A 19,863-nucleotide genomic window follows, 5' to 3' on the forward strand; every position below is an offset into this window, starting at 1 on the left:
CGTGAAGGGGTTTTCGATCTGGGACGGCATACAGATCAGTCCCCATCTGCCAATGAGAATCATCGTGACTCACCACCCCTCCCTTCGCATCGCCGTTCGCCATGCCCTCTTCTGTCTCGGCCTTGGCCTGAGCGCCGTACCGATCGCTCAAGCGGCTGATCCGGTCAGCGCCAGCGCCACCCATGAGTTCTCCATTGCGGCTGGATCGCTGGATTTTGCACTCACCGAACTCAGCCGCCAGACCGGCCTGAACATCACATTCGAGCCCGTCGATCTGGCTGGCAAGCACAGCCGGGGACTGCGTGGACGCTTGACCATCGACCAGGCCCTTGACCGCCTGCTGGCCGGCAGTGGCCTGCAGGCATTGCCCATGAGCAATGGTGGCTTTCGATTGATACCGGCCGCCCCGGACGCCGCTGGCGCCGTGGCGCTGGCCCCCACCAGCGTCGTCGGGGCCACCACCCTCGGCGAACTCACCGAGAACACCGGCTCCTACACCACCGGGGCCATCGGCGCAGGTGGCAAGACGCCGCGGAGTTTGCGTGAAACACCCCAATCGGTTTCGGTCATGAGCAAGCAGCGCATGGAAGACCAGAACCTGACCAGCCTCACCCAAGTGCTCGACCAGACCACAGGCATTACCGTAGTGGGCGGCAACGACTCGAAGAACGAGATCTACTCCCGTGGTTTTGTCATTCGCAGCATCCAGACTGACGGCGGTGCGCCGATGCTGCGCAACGAGGCCTTCGACACCCTGCCCGACATGACCGCCTACGATCACGTCGAGGTGCTGCGCGGCTCCGATGGCCTGTACGGCGGCACCGGCGATCCCGGTGGCAGCATCAACCTGGTGCGCAAACGTGCACTGGCCTACAACCAACTGAAAGTCAGCCAGTCGGCGGGCAGCTGGGACAACTACCGCAGCGAAGTGGATGTGACCGGCCCCCTGGGTTTTGACGGTGCCCTGCGCGGTCGGGTGGCCATGTCTTTTGAAGACAAGCAGTACTTCTACGACAATGCCGACAGCGAGAAGCATGTGGTGTTCGGCACCCTGGAAGCCGACCTGACACCCGATACCCTGCTGACGGTAGGCGGCAGCTACGAATGGCGAGACATGGATGGCTACTGGGACCGGGGCCTGGTTCGCTACAAGGACGGGGCACAAATCGGCACCTCGCGCAGCACCTCGCTGGCCGCCGACTGGTCAGCCAACAACTACAAGCGCACCGAGTACTTCAGCAAGGTCGAACACGCCTTCAACGACAACTGGAAGATCAACACCAGCTACACCAAGAGCAAATTCGATTCCACCCAGGACATCGGGGAGGTCAAGAGTTCGGTCACACCCAATGTCACCAATGGCACGATTTTCTCGCGCTTCATCCGTGGCTACAGCAATGAGCAAGACCTGTTCGATACCAACGTCTCCGGTAAATTCGAGGCCTTCGGTTTGCACCACGAACTGCTGGTCGGTGCCGACTACGCCGAAGTCATCCGCAGTTACTCCGACCACAGCGACCTGACCACTCCCAGCGCGATCAACGTCCCGTTCGACATCAACACCGGCGACGCCGGCGCCATGCCCAAACCGCCAGCGCCCGGGATTTACTACTACAACCCGGACTGGAACCAGCGCAAATCCGGCGCCTACACCACCTTCAAGGCGCAATTGGCCGACCCGCTGCACCTGACCCTGGGCGCGCGCTATTCGGATTACCGCGACAACGTGCGCACCGTGGTGCCGAGTTTCAACGCCGACAACCGGGTCAAGGAAAGCAACCGCGGCGAAGTCACCCCGTTTGGCGCCCTGGTGCTGGACGTCACAGAGCAATGGTCGCTGTACACCAGCTACGCCGAAATCTTCCAGCCCCAGACCGCGTATCAGTCTCAAAGCGGTCATCCGCTGGACCCGATCGAGGGTGAAACCTACGAGTTCGGCACCAAGGGCGAACTGCTCGGCGGAGCCCTGAACGTCTCCTCGGCGTTGTACTACACCAAGCGCCAGAACGAGGCAGTGAGTACCGGCAATGGTTTTTATGCCGCATCCGGCGAGGTGGTGAGCAAGGGTATCGACGCCGAGATTTCCGGCGAACTGGCGCCGGGCTGGCAGGCCATCGTTGGCTATACGCTGAACCTCAACAAACAGCGCACCGCCGGCAGCCCAGCCAACGACGGCAAGCCGATGAGCACGCAAACGCCCAAGCACCTGTTCAAGTTCTTCACCACCTACCAACTGCCGGGTGAGTTCGAGCGCTGGAAAGTCGGCCTCGGCGCGACCCTCCAGAGCGACAGCTACAAGAGCGGTTTCGTCCAGCATCGCCTGCCGGACGGCAGCCTGAGCACGGCCGAGGCGTACTCGTTCGAGCAGTCGGGCTATGCCGTGTGGAACAGCCTGGTCGAGTACAAGATCGACCAGCACTGGACCGCGCAGGTCAACGCCAACAACCTCTTCGACAAAACCTACTACCAGACGGTCAACTCCAGCGATGGCGGCAACTGGTACGGGGCACCGCGCAACTACATGCTGACCTTGCGCGGCACATTCTAGAGAACCCAGACCGCGAACCCGTGGGAGCAACTGTCTTCACCATGCCATTCATCACCGCAATGGCGACTGCTACGCAGTCGATCGCAGCCTGTCGGCAGCGGCTACGGGCGGTGTAGCCGCTGCCGAGATACGAGACCGCGATCGGCCGCGCAGCGGGCGTAGATCGTTTCCCGGACTGATCGCAGTGGGAGCGGGCTTGCCCCGCGACGCGACGGAACAGGACGACCGCTATCGCGGGGCAAGCCCGCTCCTACAGATTCGCGCAGCGCCTGACATCACCGCATTGGCGACTGCTACGCAGTCGATCGCAGCCTGTCGGCAGCGGCTACGGGCGATGTAGCCGCTGCCGAGGTACGAGGCTGCGATCGGCCGCGCAGCGGGCGTAGATCGTTTCCCGGACTGATCGCTGTAGGAGCGGGCCCCGCGACGCGATGTAACGGGATGATCGCTATCGCGGGGCAAGCCCGCTCCTACAGATTCGCGCAGCGCCTGACATCACCGCATTGGCGACTGCTACGCAGTCGATCGCAGCCTGTCGGCAGCGGCTACGGGCGGTGTAGTCGCTGCCGAGGTACGAGGCTGCGATCGGCCGCGCAGCGGGCGTAGATCGTTTCCCGGGCTGATCGCAGTGGGAGCGGGCTTGCCCCGCGATGCGACGGAACAGGACGACCGCTATTGCGGGTCAAGCCCGCTCCTGAAGAAGCCTGAAGCATTCAAACAAGTTACTGGCCCATTGCCAGAATCCTGTCGATCAAATAATAATGCGATCAATTCCCATTTGAGCCATTTACCATGTCGGCCGACTCCTCCGCCCTGCCCGCCGCTGTCGGCGACCTTTACGCTGCACACAACGCATGGCTGCGTGGCTGGTTGCGCAAGCGCATGGGTGATCACGCCGATGCAGCCGACCTGGCACAAGACACCTTCGTCAAGGTCATCAAGGCGCGTAATGCGCTGGAGATCCGCGAACCCCGCCAGTACCTGGCGACCATCGCCAAAGGCTTGATGATCGACCAGTTCCGTCGCCGGTCGCTGGAACTGGCCTACCTCGAAACCCTGGCAAGCCTGCCTGCCGCTCAAGTCCCCAGCTGTGAAGCGCAAGCGATCCTGTTCGAGACATTGGTGGAGCTGGACCGGATGCTTGCCGGGCTTGGAGCACGGGTACGCCAGGTCTTCATCCTGTCGCAACTCGACGGCCTGACGTACGCCCAGATTGCCGACCAGCTGGGTATTTCCCTGCGCTCGGTGAACAACCACATGGCCAAGGCCATGGAACACATCTGCCTGATGCAATGGGAAACCCTGGCATGACCCCGTCGCCCTCCCCAGCCCAACGCGAGGCGATCCGTGACGCGGCCCACTGGTACGCCCGCTTGTCCTCCGGCGAGGCCAGCGCCGAAGAGCAGGCGCAATGGCAACGCTGGCACGATACCAACCCCCTGCATCAACAGGCCTGGCAACGCATGCAGGCGGTGAGCGCGACGCTGGATCGCTTGCCCCGGCACCTGGCTTCCTCGACGCTGCTGAGCGCCGGGCAGTCGCGGCGACAGGTGCTCTATGGGTTGGCAATGCTGCTTGGCGGTGGCGCACTCGCAACGCTGGGCTGGCGTAGCGAGTTGCGCCATGAGTGGACCGCAACCTTCCGTACCGGCGTGGGCGAACGCCGGGACTTGACGCTGGCGGACGGCAGTCAGGTGATACTCGACACCGACAGTGCCCTGGACCTGCAATTCGATGATCGGCAGCGGCGCCTGATCCTGCGTCGCGGGCAATTGGCAATCACCACGGCGCCCGATCCCTTGGTCCGCCCCCTGATGGTCGACACCCGCTTTGGCCGGGTACTGGCGCTGGGTACCCGCTTCACCGTCAGCGTCGATCACCAGGGCAGCGAAGTGGCTGTGCTGGAAAAGGCGGTGCAGGTGTCGCTCGGATCAACCCGCCACCTGCGCCTTGACGCCGGCCAACGGGCGGCCTTCGGGCCGACGGGGATCGGTAGCGTGCGCAACAACGATGCATCGGTCGGCGCCTGGCAGGACGGCAGCCTGATCGCAATCAACCAGCCCTTGGGCGAACTGCTTGCCCAGTTGTCCCGCTATCGCCCCGGGGTGCTGCAGTGTGATCCGGCAGTCGCGGCCATGAAGATCTCGGGTGCCTTCCCCATCGCCGATACCGACCTGGCCTTGGCCGCGTTGCAAGCCGCCTTCCCACTCGGCGTGCATCGACGCACCCGCTATTGGGTGACCGTTACGGCACAAGGCTGAAGTTTTTTTGCCTGCCATTGCACTTTTCCCCGCGCCCGTTCGGCTCTCCCTTCCAACTGATCAACTGAATGTTCCTGGGAAGGGGAAACATGAGCATTAAGCTACGGGCACACACGACATTGGCCCTGACACTCCACCTGACGATGGGCGCGGCGCTCGTTTGGCCCGGCGTCTCGCTTGCCGCGCAGGTGAGCAGCAGCCAGGCCCGCGCCTACGACATCGAACCCGGTACGTTGACCGAAACGCTGAGCCGGTTCGCCAGTCAGTCCGGGGTGGCGTTGTCATTCGATGACGCCAGCACCCAGGCGCGTCGCTCACCCGGCTTGAAGGGCAGCTACACCGTCGAGCAGGGCTTCGCTGTACTGCTGGCCGGCAGTGGATTGCACGCCGCACGCCAGGAAAATGGTGTCTACCTGCTCAGCGCCAGCACCCTGCGCAACGGCTCCGTGGAACTGGGCGCGACGACCATCGAAAGCCGCAGCCTGCAGGCGGACGCCGACAGCTATAGCGCCGGCACCGCAACCGTTGGCAGCAAGGTGGCGACGTCGCTGCGTGAGGTCCCGCATTCGGTCTCGGTCATGACCCGCCAGCAAATCGAGGACCAGAACCTCAACAGCCTGACCGACGTCATGGGCAAGATGACCGGCGTCTCGCTGCAAAAAGGCGGGATTTCCCAGGCGGCCATGGGTAACGAGAGCAACTTTTTCTCGCGCGGTTTCGCCGTCTCCAACACCACCATCGATGGCGGCGCGCCATTGACGACCTCGATCGCCGGTTACGGTTCGCTGAGCCAGCTGGATATGGCCCAGTACGAACGCGTCGAGTTTTTGCGCGGTGTCGACGGCCTGTACTCCAGTACCGGCGACCCAGGCGGTACCGTCAACCTGGTACGCAAGCGAGCCCTGCGGGAACACCAGCTGACGTTCTCGGTATCGGCGGGCAGCTGGGACAACTACCGCACCGAGCTGGACGTGACCGGTGCCCTGGTCGACAGCGGCGCCATACGGGGTCGACTGGGCATGGCGTATCAGGACAGCAAGTCATTCATGGACTATGTCGACACGCAGAACTCGCTGACCTACGGCTCGCTGGCATTCGACCTGAGCCCCGATACCACCCTGACCCTGGGCGGCAGCTTCCAGGACAACGACGGCGTCCCCTACTTTGCCGGACTGCCGCGCTACACCAATGGCGACGACCTGAAACTGCCGCGCCACACCGCGTTCACCTCGAACTGGAACACGGTCGAGGAAAAGACCACCCAGCTGTACACCAAGCTCGAACATAGCTTCAGCAGCGACTGGTCACTGACCACCGACCTGTCCTATGTCGATATCGACCGTGACTCCGCTGGCCTGTACTTCTTCGGCGGCGTCGACCCGATCACCGGCACCGGACCGACCTGGCACCAGTTCCCGAACAAGGGCGGCAGCGTGCGCAAGTCGGTCAACAGCTACGTCAAGGGTGGCTTCGACGCCTTCGACCTGCACCACGACGTGCTTTTCGGTGTCGACTACACCCACACCGTCGGCACCGTCATCCAGCGTACCGGCCTGATCTCGGGCATTCCGGTTGACCTGAGCGACCGCAATCCGCCCCAGGACATGGGCAGCACTGCCAACAAGAAACAGGACCTGCCCGAGATACGCCGCTCCGCCTATGGCATGACCCGTCTGTCCTTGACCGACGAGCTCAAGTTCATTCTCGGCGGCAGACTGTCCGACTACAGCTACCAGAACAAGCAGGACTTCTACGACGGCGTGACCCCACCCTCGCGGCCAGCGACCCAGCACAAGCGCGGCGTGTTCACGCCCTATGCCGGTCTGACCTACGACCTGAACGACCAGTGGACCACCTACATCAGCTACGCCGAGACCTTTACCCCGCAGGCAGGTAACAACGATACCAACGGCGCCCAACTCGATCCCGCCACCTCGAAGAACTACGAGATTGGCCTCAAGGGCCAGCTGCTCGATGGTCGGGTCAACACTTCGTTCGCCGTCTACCGGATCGAACAGGACAACACCGCGGTTTACGATGAGAACGGTACCGGCCCGGTCGGTAGCGAAGCGACCTGCTGCTACTTCAACGCCGGCCAGGTGGTGAGCAAAGGCTTCGATGCAGAAATCAGCGGTGAAGTCGCCAAAGGCCTGCAACTGATGGCCGGCTACACCTACAACCGCCTCGAAGCCAAGGACGCCAGCGAAGGGCGCGGCAGCTTTGAAGGGGTCACGCCCAAGCACCTGCTCAAGGTCTGGGGTACCTACCAATTGCCGGGTGAGTTGCACGACTGGAAAGCGGGCCTGGGTGCGATCAGCCAGAGCACCACCTCCAAGCAGGGCTCGATCTCACCGTTCAACCCCGACACCGGCAATTTCGACGGCGACCCGGTCGATTACAAGTTCCTGCAGTCGGGCTACACAATCTGGAGCGCAAGCCTGGACTATCAGATCGACAAAAACTGGTCGGCCACGCTCAATGCCAACAACCTCTTCGACAAGAAGTATTACTCGACGGTGGGCACGTCGGCGTACAACAACTTCTATGGCGACCCACGCAACTTCATGCTGACCATTCGCAGCACGTTCTGAAGAGCGCCCCCTTGTGACAGCGGCGCACAGGCAGCCGCTGTCATGATCCATGCTTTAATGGCACGCATGGGCGATGTGGTGCTGGAGGCCACCGGGGCCTTGCGCATGAACTATGAAATTCTCGGTAACGCGGAGCCGGAGCTGCATTGCCACATCTTCCCGCGCTATGCCTCGGAGCCGGAAAAAAACCGCAAGATGCCCGCCTGGTTCTATGACTGGAAGACAGCCATCGCGTATTCGGAAGAAACACACGGGACGCTGCGCAAGCGGATTGCGCAGTTGCTGACGGCAACAACCAGCCAAGCATGACCCCACTGTAGGAGCGGGCTTGCCCCGCGATAGCGATCGTTCTGGCACATCGCATCGCGGGGCAAGCCCGTTCCCACGGCTGAAAGAGCCAGTCTATTACCCCCCAATACTCCCGCTATTAGCCCTCGCCCTTCTCCACGACTAGCCTATATTTATCGCTGCACTGATCCGGCCGGATGGCTTCTGGGAAGGCGGTAACAAAGCGGCGACAGCCGCCCTCTCCCGCAGTGGGCATCAAGCCGATAACGAGATTGCCGCTTCGCTTGCCTGTCCGTGATAGCCATCCAGAGGTGAAACAGTCATGTCAAACGAGTCAAAATGCCCGTTCAACCATGCTGCTGGCGGTGGCACCACCAACCGTGATTGGTGGCCCGACCAGCTGAACCTGAAGATCCTGCACCAACACTCCTGCCTGTCCGACCCGATGGACGAAGACTTCGATTACGCCAAGGCCTTCAAGAGCCTGGACTTTGCCGCCCTCAAGCAAGACCTGCGGGCACTGATGACCGATTCCCAGGACTGGTGGCCGGCCGACTTCGGTCACTATGGCCCGCTGTTCATCCGCATGGCCTGGCACAGCGCCGGCACCTACCGGATCGGTGACGGCCGCGGCGGCGCAGGCTCGGGCCAGCAGCGTTTCGCCCCGCTCAACAGCTGGCCCGACAACGTCAGCCTCGACAAGGCCCGGCGCCTGCTGTGGCCGATCAAGCAGAAGTACGGCAAGAACATTTCCTGGGCCGACCTGATCGTGCTCACCGGCAACGTCGCGCTGGAATCCATGGGCTTCAAGACCTTCGGCTTTTCCGGTGGCCGCGCCGATGTCTGGGAACCGGATGAAGACGTGTACTGGGGTGCGGAGAAAGTCTGGCTCGGTGGCGACACCCGCTACGGCAAGGCCCAGCCTCCCGGAGACGTCCCGCTGGTAGCCGAGCCGTCGATGCACGGTAAAGAAGAAAGCCGCACCGACAACCCCGGCCGCAACCTCGAAAACCCGCTGGCCGCCGTGCAAATGGGCTTGATCTACGTGAACCCGGAAGGCCCCGAAGGCAACCCCGACCCTATCGCCTCGGCCAAGGACATCCGCGATACCTTCGGCCGCATGGCCATGAACGATGAAGAGACCGTGGCGCTGATCGCCGGCGGCCACGCCTTCGGCAAAACCCACGGCGCCGGCCCGGCCGACAACGTGGGCGCCGAACCCGAGGCTGCGGGCCTGGAAGAACAGGGCCTGGGTTGGCGCAACAAATTCGGCACCGGTGTCGGCGCCGATGCCATCACCAGCGGCCTGGAAGTCACCTGGACCTCGACACCCACGAAATGGAGCAACGAGTACCTGGAAAACCTGTTCAACTTCGAGTGGGAGCTGACCAAGAGCCCGGCCGGCGCCCATCAGTGGAAGCCGAAAAACGGTGAAGGCGCTGGCAAGATCCCCCACGCCTTCGACCCGTCGAAAAAACAGGAACCGCGGATGCTGACCTCGGACCTGGCCCTGCGCTTCGATCCGATCTACGAACCCATTTCCCGACGCTTCAAGGAGAACCCCGCGCAACTGGCCGACGCCTTTGCCCGTGCCTGGTACAAGCTGATCCACCGGGACATGGGCCCGCTGTCGCGCTACCTGGGCCCGGAAATGCCCAATGAAGAACTGCTGTGGCAAGACCCGATTCCCAAGGTCGACCACGCCCTGGTCAGCGACGCCGATGTCGCCGCGCTCAAGGCCAAGGTGCTGGGTTCGGGCCTGTCGGTGTCGCAGCTGGTGTCGACCGCCTGGGCGGCCGCCTCAAGCTTCCGCGGTTCCGACAAGCGCGGGGGGGCCAATGGCGGTCGCCTGCGCCTGGCTCCGCAGAAAGACTGGGAAGCCAACCAGCCCGCGCAACTGGCCGAGGTACTCGGCAAGCTGCAAAGCATCCAGAACGAGTTCAACGCCGGCGGCAAGAAAATCTCCCTGGCCGACCTGATCGTACTGGCAGGCAATGCGGGTGTGGAGCAAGCGGCGAAAAATGCCGGCCACAGCGTTACCGTGCCCTTCGCCCCTGGCCGCGCCGATGCCTCGCAACAGCAGACCGATGTCGAATCCTTCAACCTGCTGGAGCCGGTTGCCGATGGCTTCCGTAACTTCATCAAGGCAGGGGTCAAGGCCAAGCCTGAGGCGCTGCTGATCGACAAGGCGCAACTGCTGACCCTCACCGCACCGGAAATGACGGTACTGGTGGGCGGCCTGCGGGTGCTGGGCAACAATGCCGGCAAGAGCGCGCACGGCGTGTTCACCAAACGGCCGGAGCAGTTGACCAACGACTTCTTCCAGAACCTGTTGGACATGAGCGTGGAATGGAAACCCACCTCCAGCGCCAACGACACCTATGAAGCCCGCGACCGCAAAACTGGCGAGGTGAAATGGAGCGGAACCCGCGTGGACCTGGTGTTTGGCTCCCATGCCCAGTTGCGCGCCCTGGCCGAGGTGTATGCCAGCAACGATGCCAAGGACAAATTCGTCCATGACTTCGTTGCCGCCTGGACCAAAGTCATGAACCTGGACCGTTTCGACCTGGCGTAGGAGGCACGCCAAAACGCCCCGACCTGAAGGTTCAGGCCGGGGCGTTTTCTATTCTGATCCGTATTTTTCTGCGCTACCTGCATCTGTAATGCAAACCCTGAGACTCCGACAATAAAGCCCTGTAAGGCGCGTTTGCCTCTTTCCTGTTCAATTCGGAGTTCATATGGGCAAGCTTGCATTTTTCGTGGTTGGCTTTCTGGTGCTGGCAATTGGCATTGGCGCGCTGGGCACCATCTCCCCCTTGTAAAGACACCGTAGGAGCGGGCTTGCCCCGCGATAGCGATCGTTCTGACACATCGCTTCGCGGGGCAAGCCCGCTTCTACGGTAGCTGTCATCATCGCGTCATGGATCGAGTGGCAAGATCGTCGCACACGCTTTTAGCGCTACCGATGAACGTGCAAGGAACACTCGATGAAAAGCGACACCTCCCTGTTTGCGGCCATTGACCTGGGGTCCAATGCGTTTCGCATGATGATCGGCCAACCGGTCAAACGGAACCGGCAATGGGTCATCGAAGAGGTGAAATCCTTGCGCGAACCCGTACGCCTGGCCGAGGGTCTGCACGGTGGCGCCCTGGATGAACTGGCGCTGGACCGGGGCTGGCAAGCCCTCGCCCGCTTTGGTAAAAAACTGCGCGGTTTCGAGCCCGGACGCGTCCGCGCGGTGGCCACCAGCGCCGTGCGCGAAGCGGCAAACGCCAGGCTGTTTTTGAGCGATGCCCAGCGTCACCTGGGCTTTCCCATCGATGTGATTTCGGGCGAAGAAGAAGCCAAGCTGGTGTACGCCGGCGTCAGCCATCGCATCCCGGCGTCCGATGCCATGCGCCTGGTGGTCGACATCGGCGGCGGCTCCACCGAACTGATACTGGGCCGGGGTGAGCAGGCCCTGCTGACCGAAAGCCTGACCATCGGCAGCGGCACCTGGAGTACACGCTATTTCCCCGGCGGCCTGGTATCGGCACAGTCCCTGCTGGACGCCGAGCGCTGCGCCACCCTGCAGTTCGAGAAAGTCGCCCGTCGTTATCGTCACCTGGGTTGGCAGCAGGCAATCGGTTCATCGGGCACCGCCCGAATGCTGGCCAAAGTGCTCAGGGCCAATGCCTTGAACGACTGCGGCGAAGGCGGCATCACCTATCGCGGCCTGCTGCGCCTGGCGGTGCTACTGCTCGATGCCGGGCATGTGAACTGCACCCGCCTGGGCGGCTTGCAGCCCCATCGCCAGAACGTGCTGCCGGGTGGCCTGGCAATCATGCTGGCGGCCTTCAAGGCGTTCGGGATTACCGAGATGACGCCGTCGGAGCCTGGGCTCAGGTTTGGTTTATTGCATGGGTTGATGCTGAACAAATGAGGGTTGGCCTAGTGCCACAGCGGCTGCATCACCGTTGCCGGAAGTGATGTCAGGGCAGGCACTTCCGTCACCTTGCGAAGGTTGTACCCGTGCACCAACTCCAGCGTTGAACCTCGCTACAGAAATACCGCGATAGCGGTGTTGACCAGAATGGTGATCACCCCGGCTGTAAACAAATCCCAACGTGTTTGAGCAAGACCAACCTGCTTCAGCGCATGGAGCCGGCCGAGGCTGCTTTCGCCTTTGAGCAGCGAGTCGAACTCCCGAGCGTTGATCGTTCTGCTCGCCAACAAGCCCGTCCATTTGGCAATGTTGTCTTTTGCTTGTACCAGGAAGTCCTTCAGGTCTTTTTCTGCAGCGCTCTTGAAGTCGTGGAAATTGTCTTTGATGAACACGGCCAACGGTTGCTTCAGCGCATTCAGGTAATCATCCAAATCGGCCATGGCTATTTCACCCTGCTAGTGTTTGATCTTTGCACTTTCCAGCTCGATGACTTGATTAAAGCTGGCCGCTATTTGTTTTTTCTTTTCAGGCAGAAACCCGACATTGAGCACGCCCTCGCGCTTCCATAGATTCAAGGTCGAGTACAGGTTGCCGTTGTCATTGACTTGCCATTCCTTTTTCTCGAACGAATAAACATAGCCCCTTATTTCCGCCCACATACCCACCACGACCTCGTTCTTTGGCTGACCTTTGGCATATTCATAGGCCTTTTCAACTTCAAGTTTCAGCGCCTCCACTTCGCTTGCATGGGCCGAGTAAGGGCTTGCGACATTATCCAGCACGGCCAGTGCCTGTGCCTTGGTCGCCGTGGCCAGCTCGTAGGAGCGCTGGTCATAAGGGGAGATCGTGGGGCATCCCACTAACGCCATAAAGCCAACCGCTATAACCCAGTACTTCAAACTGCTATCAATTTGCATTACATGCTCCCGGACACCCACAGCACTTACTATGTCTATAAACAGGTTCGTTAGTTAGTGTTGTTTTAGCACAGAAGACAGCACCGTCAATGGTCCCGCCCGCGTCAAAAACACCTTTAGTTTGCTACACAGATTGATGCAAAAGCGGTGAAAACAGACGGAAACAAGCATTGGCATTTGTGGGAAAAATCAGTAAAGTCCCGAGCGCTACATGACACGCTCACCTGAGGACGACCTCAGGCTCGAATACTGATCGGGGACGGCCCTGGACTTCCAAGGAAGCAGGCCGTGACCGATGTACCCGCACCCCCTCCTGTCCCTCCCCTGTTCCGCTCTCCTGTGCAGCGCTTTCGGTTCTGTCCGTCAGCCCCGTGCGCCTGTGGCTAGCCCGTTCCCGCCTGAAGATTTCAATGACTTGAGCAACGCCACGTTGATCCATTCACACCGGGGACTGAACAATGACAGACACAGCCACCATCTCTCACAACTGGGCCTTCGGCGTCTTCTTGCTAGGCGTCGTCACGCTTTGCCTGTTGATGCTGGGCATTTCCAGATTCCTGGGCGGCAAGGCCTGGGGGCGGAGCAAGAACGAACCCTTCGAGTCGGGGATGCTCCCCGTGGGTACCGCCCGCCTGCGGCTATCGGCCAAATTTCACCTGGTCGCGATTCTGTTCGTGATTTTTGAAGCCGAGGCACTGTTTCTGTTTGCCTACGCCGTCTCAGTGAGGGAAACAGGCTGGGCCGGATTCATCGGGGCCGTTATCTTCGCCGGCATCCTGCTGCTCGGGTTGGTTTATGAAGGTGCGATGGGCGCCCTCAACGGGGGCGTAAAAACCAAGCCCCGGGGCACGCGCAAAGACACCAACGCACCTTCGTGCTCCCAGGGGAACTGACCCATGAACACAGCACCAAGCCACGACACCTTGTACTGCGACGCCAACAAACGTCCGCTCATTCCCTTATCGACCTGGATGCGCCTGACCGGCGCCTGGCTGGTGGTCGGCCTGTTCATGCTGCTGGGTGCAGAGCTGCTGGGAAGCACCTTGAACTCGCTGACCTCGACCTGGGTGTTCCTGCTGCTGTTCTTCACGATCCTGATGGCGTCTTTTGGCGTGGTGCACGAAGCCGATCACCTGGCGCAGCAGCTGGGCGAGCCCTACGGCACACTGATTCTGACGTTGTCGATTGTCTCGATCGAAGTGATCCTGATTGCCTCGGTATTGCTGGGGCCGGGTGAGTTCCCGACCATTGGCCGGGATTCGATCTTTGCCGTGATGATGATCATCATGAACCTGGTCATCGGGATCTGCCTGATCGCTGGCGCTGCGCGCAACGGCGAGCAGGCGTTCAATATCCAGGGTGCCAACACCTACATTTCCATGATCGTGCTGCTCACCGCGGTCGCCTTGATACTGCCCAACTACACATCAAGCACCGGCGAGTTCACCATCACCCAGGCGGTTGGCATTTCGGCCCTGACCCTGGTGCTGTATGGCGCGTTCCTGTGGATGCAGATGCGCAGCCACCGGCGCTTCTTCGTGCAACCGCCAGCCGGGCAGATGAACATTGCCCAGTTTGAAGCACAGAGCGACACGCCGGGTAGCAACGGCCACAGCTCGCTCGATCGCAAAGAAATCCTGGTACGTTCCCTGGTGCTGCTCGGGTTGATACTGCCCATTGTATTGCTGGCGCATTACCTGGCCGTGGTGACCGACTACGGCATCGAGGCCGTCGGCGCCCCCACTGCCGTGGGCGGTGTGTTGATTGCGATCATCGTCTTCACCCCCGAATCCATCACCGCGGTGAAGGCCGCGATCAACAACGAAATGCAACGGGCGATCAACCTGTGCCTGGGTGCATTTGTCTCGACCGTCGGCCTCACGGTGCCGGCAGTGCTGGTGATCGGCATGGTCACCAACAAGCAGGTGGTGATGGGGATTTCCAACACGGAGATCCTGCTGTTCGTCATCACCGTGGTGCTGACCATGCTGAGCTTCAACAGCCAGAAAACATCACCGATACAGGGCCTCATGCACCTGGTGGTGTTTGCAGTGTTCGGGCTGGTGCTTTTTTACCCGTGACCGTCCGTAGGAGCGGGCTTGCCCCGCGATAGCGATCTGGCAGTCACATCGCTATCGCGGGGCAAGCCCGCGCCTACAGACAGTGCAGATCAGCAAGAGCGCAGCGAATTGTGCTCTTGATCTTGATCTGGCTTTTGATCCACCGGCCCCGTTAACCAGAAGGGCCGAACGGAGGTGTCGCGGAGGGGCTAGCGCGCAGCGCCTTCGGCGAAGGCCGAAGATGCGAAGCGTAGCGTTGCTTGCAACGCGTAGCTCGCAATGCCCCGTAGCGACACCGCAGTGAGGGGACTCGCAGCGAAGCGGAGAGCCCCTGGTGGGGCAAGCCCTTTGCTTACTTTGGGGCGTTTGCCAAAGTAAGGCGCCGTAAGGGCGCAAAGGTGAATCAGCGTCACCCTGGCCAATGGATAAGACCACCAACACCAACACCAACACCAACACCTCATCGCGAGGCCGGTGATGGTACTACCCGATGTGCACGACTCGGGGGCCATCGCGGGGCAAGCCCGCTCCCACAGCCAGCACAGGCCAGCAAGAGCGCAGCGAATTGTGCTCTTGATCTTGATCTGGCTTTTGATCCACCGGCCCCGTTAACCAGAAGGGCCGAACGGAGGTGTCGTGGAGGGGCTAGCGCGAAGCGCCTTCGGCGCAGGCCGAAGATGCGAAGCGTAGCGTTGCTTGCAACGCGTAGCTCGCAATGCCCCGTAGCGACACCGCAGTGAGGGGACCCGAAGCGCAGCGTAGGGCCCCTGGTGGGGCAAGCCCTTTGCTTACTTTGGGGCGACTGCCAAAGTAAGGCGCCGTAAGGGCGCAAAGGTGATTCAGCGTCACCTTGGCCAATGGATAAGACCACCAATACCAACACCCCAAAGCGGGGCCAGTGGTGGTCCTACCCGATGTGCACGACTCGGGGGCCATCGCGGGGCAAGCCCGCTCCTACAGGTGCTGCAGCACTACTTCCAGCGGATGGCGCAAGGTGCGGTCGGCCTGGCGCTTGACCTGGCTACGGCATGAATACCCCGTGGCCAGCGCCTCTCCTTCCTTGTCCAGCTTGCCGGCCCAGGACTGCTCGAAGATCACTTTCGAGGTGTCCTGGTTGCGGGCTTCGTGGCCGTAGGTGCCGGACATGCCGCAGCAGCCGGTGGCTTCGGTGGAGAGTTTCAGGCCCAGGCGGGCGAACACCTGCTCCCACTGGCGGGTACTGGCCGGGACGTTGGTCTTCTCGGTGCAGTGGGCCATCAGCCGATAGGTGGTGGTGGCGCGGGTCGGCTGCTCGGGCAGTACGTCCATCAACCACTCCTGGGGCAGCAGCACGGTCGGGCAGCCACCCAGGCCCGGCACTTTCTGGTACTCCTGGCGGTACACCAGGGTCATCGCCGGGTCCAGGCCCACCAGCGGTACGCCGCATTCGGCCAGGGCGCTGAGCTGGCGCGCATTGCGGATCGCCGCCTTGTTGAAGGCACCGAGGAAGCCCTGTACATGCAGCGGTTTGCCGTTGGCGCTGTAGGGCGCCAGGTACACGCGGTGGCCCAGGCGGTGGACCAGGTCGATAAAGGCCGCCAGCACCGGCGTCTCGAAGTAGCGGGTAAAGGCGTCCTGGACCAGGACGATGCTGCGCTCGCGCTGGGCCGGGGTCAGTTCGCGCAGCGCCGGGATGCTCGCCATGCGCACATTGCAGCGGGTCAGCGTGGCTTGCAGGTTGTAGCGGCTGATCAAGGGGCTGTCGAGCATGCCGACATGACGCTCCAGCAACGCGCTCACCCACTTCGAGCCCATCACCGCGTTGTACAAGCCGGGGGCATGGGCCAGGTACGGAATGCTGAACTCCAGCGAGCCGATCAGGTAGTCACGCAGCGGCCGCTGGTAACGCCCGTGGTAGAGCTCAAGAAAGCGCGAACGGAACTCCGGCACGTTGACCTTGATCGGGCACTGGCCTGCACAGGATTTGCACGCCAGGCAGCCAGCCATGGCGTCGTACACCTCATGGGAAAAATCCGCCTCGCCCTTGTTGCGCGCCAGGTTGTTGCGCAGGCGCGTCGGCAGGCCCTTGAGCCAGGCAGCCTTGCCCTTGGCGACGTCCAGCACGTCGATACTGGCGGCACCCTGCAGGCGCAGCCATTCGCGAATCAGCGAGGCACGGCCCTTGGGCGAGTGCTGGCGTTCGCGGGTGGCTTTCCACGACGGGCACATGGCGTCGTTGGGGTCGTAGTTGTAGCAGGCGCCGTTGCCGTTGCAGTGCACGGCGCTGCCGAAGCTCTGCCACACGCGCTCGTCGATCTGGCGGTCGTAGTCGCCGCGCAGGGGTGCCTCGTTGACCTTGATCAGGCCCTGGGCGCTGTCGGGCGGGGTGCAGATCTTGCCGGGGTTGAGCTGGTTGTGCGGGTCGAACGCGCCCTTGAGCGCCTGCAACGACGGGTACAGTTCGCCGAAGTACTCCGGCACGTATTCCGAGCGCAGGCCCTTGCCGTGCTCGCCCCACAGCAGCCCACCGTAGCGCAGGGTCAGTGCCGCCACGGCATCGGAAATCGGCTTGACCAGTGCGGCCTGGGCCGGGTCTTTCATGTCCAGGGCCGGGCGCACGTGCAGCACGCCGGCATCGACGTGGCCGAACATGCCGTAGGCCAGGCCATAGCTGTCGAGCAAGGCGCGGAAATCGGCAATGTAGTCGGCCAACTGCTCCGGCGGCACGGCGGTGTCTTCCACGAACGGCTGCGGGCGCACTTCACCTTCGACGTTACCCAACAGGCCCACCGAGCGCTTGCGCATGGTGTAGACCCGCGTCACCGCCTCGGCGCCTTCGGCCAGGGTGTGGCCCAGGCGCTCGACGCCTTTGTCGGCCTGCAAATGCGCAACGAAGGCCTGTACCCGCGCATTCACTTCGGCCGGGTCATCGCCACAGAACTCCACCAGGTTGATGCCCAGGGTCGGGCGCTCGGCGTCGGCGGGGAAGTATTCGGCAACGCTGTGCCAGACGATGTCTTTCATCGCCAGCATCAGCACTTTGGAGTCGACGGTTTCGATCGACAGTGGCTTGTGCGCCATCAGCGCATTGGCGTCGCGCAGGGCGTCCATGAAGCTGGTGTAGCGTACGTTCACCAGCACCGCGTACTTGGGGATCGGCAGGACATTGAGCTTGGCCTCGACCACATAGCCCAACGAACCTTCGGCGCCACACAGCACACTGTTGAGGTTGAAGCGCCCCTGCTCGTCGCGCAGGTGCGCCAGGTCATAGCCGGTCAGGCAGCGGTTGAGCTTGGGAAAGGTCTGCTCGATCAGCTCGGCCTGGGTTTCCTGGATCTGCCGGGCGGTGCGGTACACCTCACCCGCGCGACCGGGCTCGGCACAGGCAGCCTCAAGCTCGGTGTCGCTCAAGGGCCGGGTGTGCAGGCGCTGGCCGCCGAGCAACACACTGTGCAGCTCCAGAATGTGGTCGCGGGTCTTGCCGTAGGTGCAGCTGCCCTGGCCACTGGCATCGGTGTTGATCATGCCGCCGACGGTGGCACGGTTGGAGGTCGACAGCTCCGGCGCGAAGAACAGGCCATGGGGCTTGAGCGCGGCGTTGAGCTGGTCCTTGACCACACCGGCCTGCACCCGCACCCAGCGCTCCTCGACGTTGATTTCGAGGATGGTGTTCATGTGCCGCGACACGTCGACGACGATACCGTCGGTCAGCGACTGGCCATTGGTGCCGGTACCGCCACCACGCGGGGTGAGCTTGACGTCCTTGAAGCGCGGTTCGGCCATCAGCGCGGCAATGCGCGCGACGTCATCGGCGTCCACCGGGAACACCGCGGCCTGGGGCAGGCGCTGGTAGATGGAGTTGTCGGTGGCCAGCACCGTGCGGGTGGCGTAGTCAGCGCTGAGCTGACCACGGAAACCGGCATTGCGCAGGGCGTCGAGAAAATCAGGATAGAGCGTGGCCGGTGCAGTGCCGGTCAGTCGGGCGATCATCGGGGGATGGCCTCATTTATGTCAGGCTAATCAGGAATACGTGCCAAAACGGTATGGTCAGTACACCGCCAGGTAGTGGATGATGCCAATGATCCCGTAGCCTTGCGCCGGGCACAAACGGATATTCCCGCAACCTTTGATGACTTTTACGAATGAATTACCGCAACCTCACCCCCTCAATGTCGTTATTGCTGGCTTTCGAGGCCGCCGCCCGGCATGAAAGCTACACCCGCGCCGCCGTGGAGTTGTCGCTGACCCAGAGTGCGGTCAGCCGCCAGGTCCAGGCGCTGGAACAACAACTGGGGGTGATGCTGTTTCGTCGCGAGGGTCGCACGGTCAAGCTCACCGATGTGGGGCGGCTGTACCAGCGCGAAATCGCCGAGGCCCTGGGCCGGGTGCGCAGCGCCACCCTGCACGCCATCGCCCACCAGGCCGGCGGTGGCAGCCTGCGCCTGGCGACCCTGCCCACCTTCGGCTCGAAATGGCTGCTGCCGCGCCTTCATGCGTTCTACCGCAGCCACCCTGAGGTGATGGTGCACATCAATTCCCGGATCGAGCCGGTGGACTTCGCCACCAGCGGCATCGACGCCGCCATCGTGGTCGCCACCAGCGACCTGCCCGGGCTGATCTGCCATCGCCTGCACGCAGAAGAGCTGATGGTCATCCTCTCCCCCACCCTGGCCGCTACCCGCCCAGCGTGGAGCCCCCAGGACATCAGCCAGCAGGTACTGCTCAGCGTGGCCAACAACCCCAATGCCTGGGGCGACTGGTTCACCCACCACGGGCTTGCGCACCAGGCGATGCGCCTGGGGCCGAGCTTCGAGCTGACGTCGCACCTGATCCAGGCCGTGCGCGCCGACATCGGCATCGGCCTGGTGCCGCGCATCCTGATCACCGAAGAGCTGGCCAGCGGCGAGCTGTGCAGCCCCGCCTTGCCTTACGCCAGTGCGCGCAGTTACTACCTGGTGTATCCGCCGCGCAATCAGGCGTTGCCGGCGCTGGAGGCGTTTCGGGGATGGTTGCTGGAAAAGGCGGGAATATGATCGCAAGGCTTAACCCGTAAACAGTAAGCGAGAACGCCCGATGCCGCCTGGCCCTCTTTAAACAGTTTTGCTTTAAGCAACCAACTTTCTACTTCCAACTGAACACGCCTGTCGCACGCACCTTATTAGTGCTTGATTATTTAGGGCAGCCGCAATTCACCCGATAATTGGATCCATATTTAAGGACAGGTAAATATACATTCCAATACACAATTCCATCACTAGACAAACTCGCCACCCGCGACTACCCACCAGCTCTA

General features: G+C 62.1%; 12 protein-coding genes and 1 pseudogene. 10 read left to right on the forward strand and 3 right to left on the reverse strand.

Going from position 1 to position 19,863, the window contains the following annotated elements; all coding sequences use genetic code 11:
- The first annotated feature begins 64 nt into the window (after window positions 1-64).
- The 7 genes and pseudogenes from U9R80_RS18255 to U9R80_RS18285 all read left to right on the forward strand — a co-directional run bounded on the left by U9R80_RS18255 (window position 65) and on the right by U9R80_RS18285 (window position 11,611).
- Complete coding sequence (locus U9R80_RS18255) at window positions 65-2,548, forward strand: TonB-dependent siderophore receptor (protein WP_301842106.1); 2,484 nt, start codon at window positions 65-67, stop codon at window positions 2,546-2,548.
- A gap of 792 nt (window positions 2,549-3,340) precedes the next feature.
- Complete coding sequence (locus U9R80_RS18260; RefSeq protein ID WP_301841869.1) at window positions 3,341-3,859, forward strand: sigma-70 family RNA polymerase sigma factor; 519 nt, start codon at window positions 3,341-3,343, stop codon at window positions 3,857-3,859.
- Window positions 3,856-4,809: a FecR domain-containing protein gene (locus tag U9R80_RS18265; RefSeq protein WP_301841868.1), complete on the forward strand. Its 954-nt coding sequence runs from the start codon at window positions 3,856-3,858 to the stop codon at window positions 4,807-4,809. Before U9R80_RS18260 ends, U9R80_RS18265 begins: the two co-directional genes overlap by 4 nt.
- Window positions 4,810-4,898: 89 nt before the next feature.
- Window positions 4,899-7,400: a TonB-dependent siderophore receptor gene (locus U9R80_RS18270; RefSeq protein WP_301841867.1), complete on the forward strand. Its 2,502-nt coding sequence runs from the start codon at window positions 4,899-4,901 to the stop codon at window positions 7,398-7,400.
- A gap of 57 nt (window positions 7,401-7,457) precedes the next feature.
- Window positions 7,458-7,709: pseudogene (locus U9R80_RS18275) on the forward strand (hypothetical protein); the annotation flags it as partial.
- Window positions 7,710-8,010: 301 nt separating this feature from the next.
- A complete protein-coding gene (katG, locus tag U9R80_RS18280; protein ID WP_301841866.1) occupies window positions 8,011-10,263 on the forward strand; it encodes a catalase/peroxidase HPI in 2,253 nt (750 codons plus the stop codon).
- Window positions 10,264-10,675: 412 nt separating this feature from the next.
- Window positions 10,676-11,611, forward strand: a complete 936-nt coding sequence (locus U9R80_RS18285; RefSeq protein WP_301841865.1) for a Ppx/GppA family phosphatase — start codon at window positions 10,676-10,678, stop codon at window positions 11,609-11,611.
- A gap of 116 nt (window positions 11,612-11,727) precedes the next feature.
- Here U9R80_RS18285 and U9R80_RS18290 read toward each other — a convergent pair whose 3' ends face one another.
- Window positions 11,728-12,054, reverse strand: coding sequence for a hypothetical protein (locus tag U9R80_RS18290; RefSeq protein ID WP_301841864.1), 327 nt, complete (start codon window positions 12,052-12,054; stop codon window positions 11,728-11,730).
- 15 nt (window positions 12,055-12,069) lie between these two features.
- Window positions 12,070-12,531, reverse strand: coding sequence for a hypothetical protein (locus tag U9R80_RS18295; RefSeq protein ID WP_301841863.1), 462 nt, complete (start codon window positions 12,529-12,531; stop codon window positions 12,070-12,072).
- A 458-nt stretch (window positions 12,532-12,989) separates the two neighbouring features.
- On the opposite strand from U9R80_RS18295, the gene U9R80_RS18300 reads away from it, so the two are divergent.
- Together U9R80_RS18300 and U9R80_RS18305 are read left to right on the forward strand one after the other, a co-directional pair.
- Window positions 12,990-13,424 carry an NADH-quinone oxidoreductase subunit A gene (locus tag U9R80_RS18300; RefSeq protein ID WP_301841862.1) on the forward strand — a complete coding sequence of 145 codons (435 nt, stop codon included), beginning with the start codon at window positions 12,990-12,992 and terminating at the stop codon, window positions 13,422-13,424.
- A gap of 3 nt (window positions 13,425-13,427) precedes the next feature.
- Window positions 13,428-14,612, forward strand: a complete 1,185-nt coding sequence (locus U9R80_RS18305) for a calcium:proton antiporter (protein ID WP_301841861.1) — start codon at window positions 13,428-13,430, stop codon at window positions 14,610-14,612.
- A gap of 933 nt (window positions 14,613-15,545) precedes the next feature.
- On the opposite strand, the gene ydiJ is transcribed toward U9R80_RS18305, so the two are convergent.
- Window positions 15,546-18,560: a D-2-hydroxyglutarate dehydrogenase YdiJ gene (gene ydiJ, locus U9R80_RS18310; protein WP_301841860.1), complete on the reverse strand. Its 3,015-nt coding sequence runs from the start codon at window positions 18,558-18,560 to the stop codon at window positions 15,546-15,548.
- A 152-nt stretch (window positions 18,561-18,712) separates the two neighbouring features.
- Between ydiJ and U9R80_RS18315 the strand changes: the two genes are divergently transcribed.
- Window positions 18,713-19,603: a LysR substrate-binding domain-containing protein gene (locus U9R80_RS18315; protein ID WP_301841859.1), complete on the forward strand. Its 891-nt coding sequence runs from the start codon at window positions 18,713-18,715 to the stop codon at window positions 19,601-19,603.
- The last annotated feature ends 260 nt before the right edge of the window (window positions 19,604-19,863 follow it).

The organism is Pseudomonas sp. JQ170C (assembly GCF_035581345.1).
Classification (GTDB): Bacteria; Pseudomonadota; Gammaproteobacteria; order Pseudomonadales; family Pseudomonadaceae; genus Aquipseudomonas.

Bases quoted from the DNA above. Each gene is read 5' to 3' on its own strand.
- U9R80_RS18260 (WP_301841869.1), top strand. From the start codon at position 3,341: ATGTCGGCCGACTCCTCCGCCCTGCCCGCCGCTGTCGGCGACCTTTAC.
- U9R80_RS18265 (WP_301841868.1), top strand. From the start codon at position 3,856: ATGACCCCGTCGCCCTCCCCAGCCCAACGCGAGGCGATCCGTGACGCG.
- U9R80_RS18270 (WP_301841867.1), top strand. From the start codon at position 4,899: ATGAGCATTAAGCTACGGGCACACACGACATTGGCCCTGACACTCCAC.
- katG (WP_301841866.1), top strand. From the start codon at position 8,011: ATGTCAAACGAGTCAAAATGCCCGTTCAACCATGCTGCTGGCGGTGGC.
- U9R80_RS18285 (WP_301841865.1), top strand. From the start codon at position 10,676: ATGAAAAGCGACACCTCCCTGTTTGCGGCCATTGACCTGGGGTCCAAT.
- U9R80_RS18290 (WP_301841864.1), bottom strand. From the start codon at position 12,054: ATGGCCGATTTGGATGATTACCTGAATGCGCTGAAGCAACCGTTGGCC.
- U9R80_RS18295 (WP_301841863.1), bottom strand. From the start codon at position 12,531: ATGCAAATTGATAGCAGTTTGAAGTACTGGGTTATAGCGGTTGGCTTT.
- U9R80_RS18300 (WP_301841862.1), top strand. From the start codon at position 12,990: ATGACAGACACAGCCACCATCTCTCACAACTGGGCCTTCGGCGTCTTC.
- U9R80_RS18305 (WP_301841861.1), top strand. From the start codon at position 13,428: ATGAACACAGCACCAAGCCACGACACCTTGTACTGCGACGCCAACAAA.
- ydiJ (WP_301841860.1), bottom strand. From the start codon at position 18,560: ATGATCGCCCGACTGACCGGCACTGCACCGGCCACGCTCTATCCTGAT.
- U9R80_RS18315 (WP_301841859.1), top strand. From the start codon at position 18,713: ATGAATTACCGCAACCTCACCCCCTCAATGTCGTTATTGCTGGCTTTC.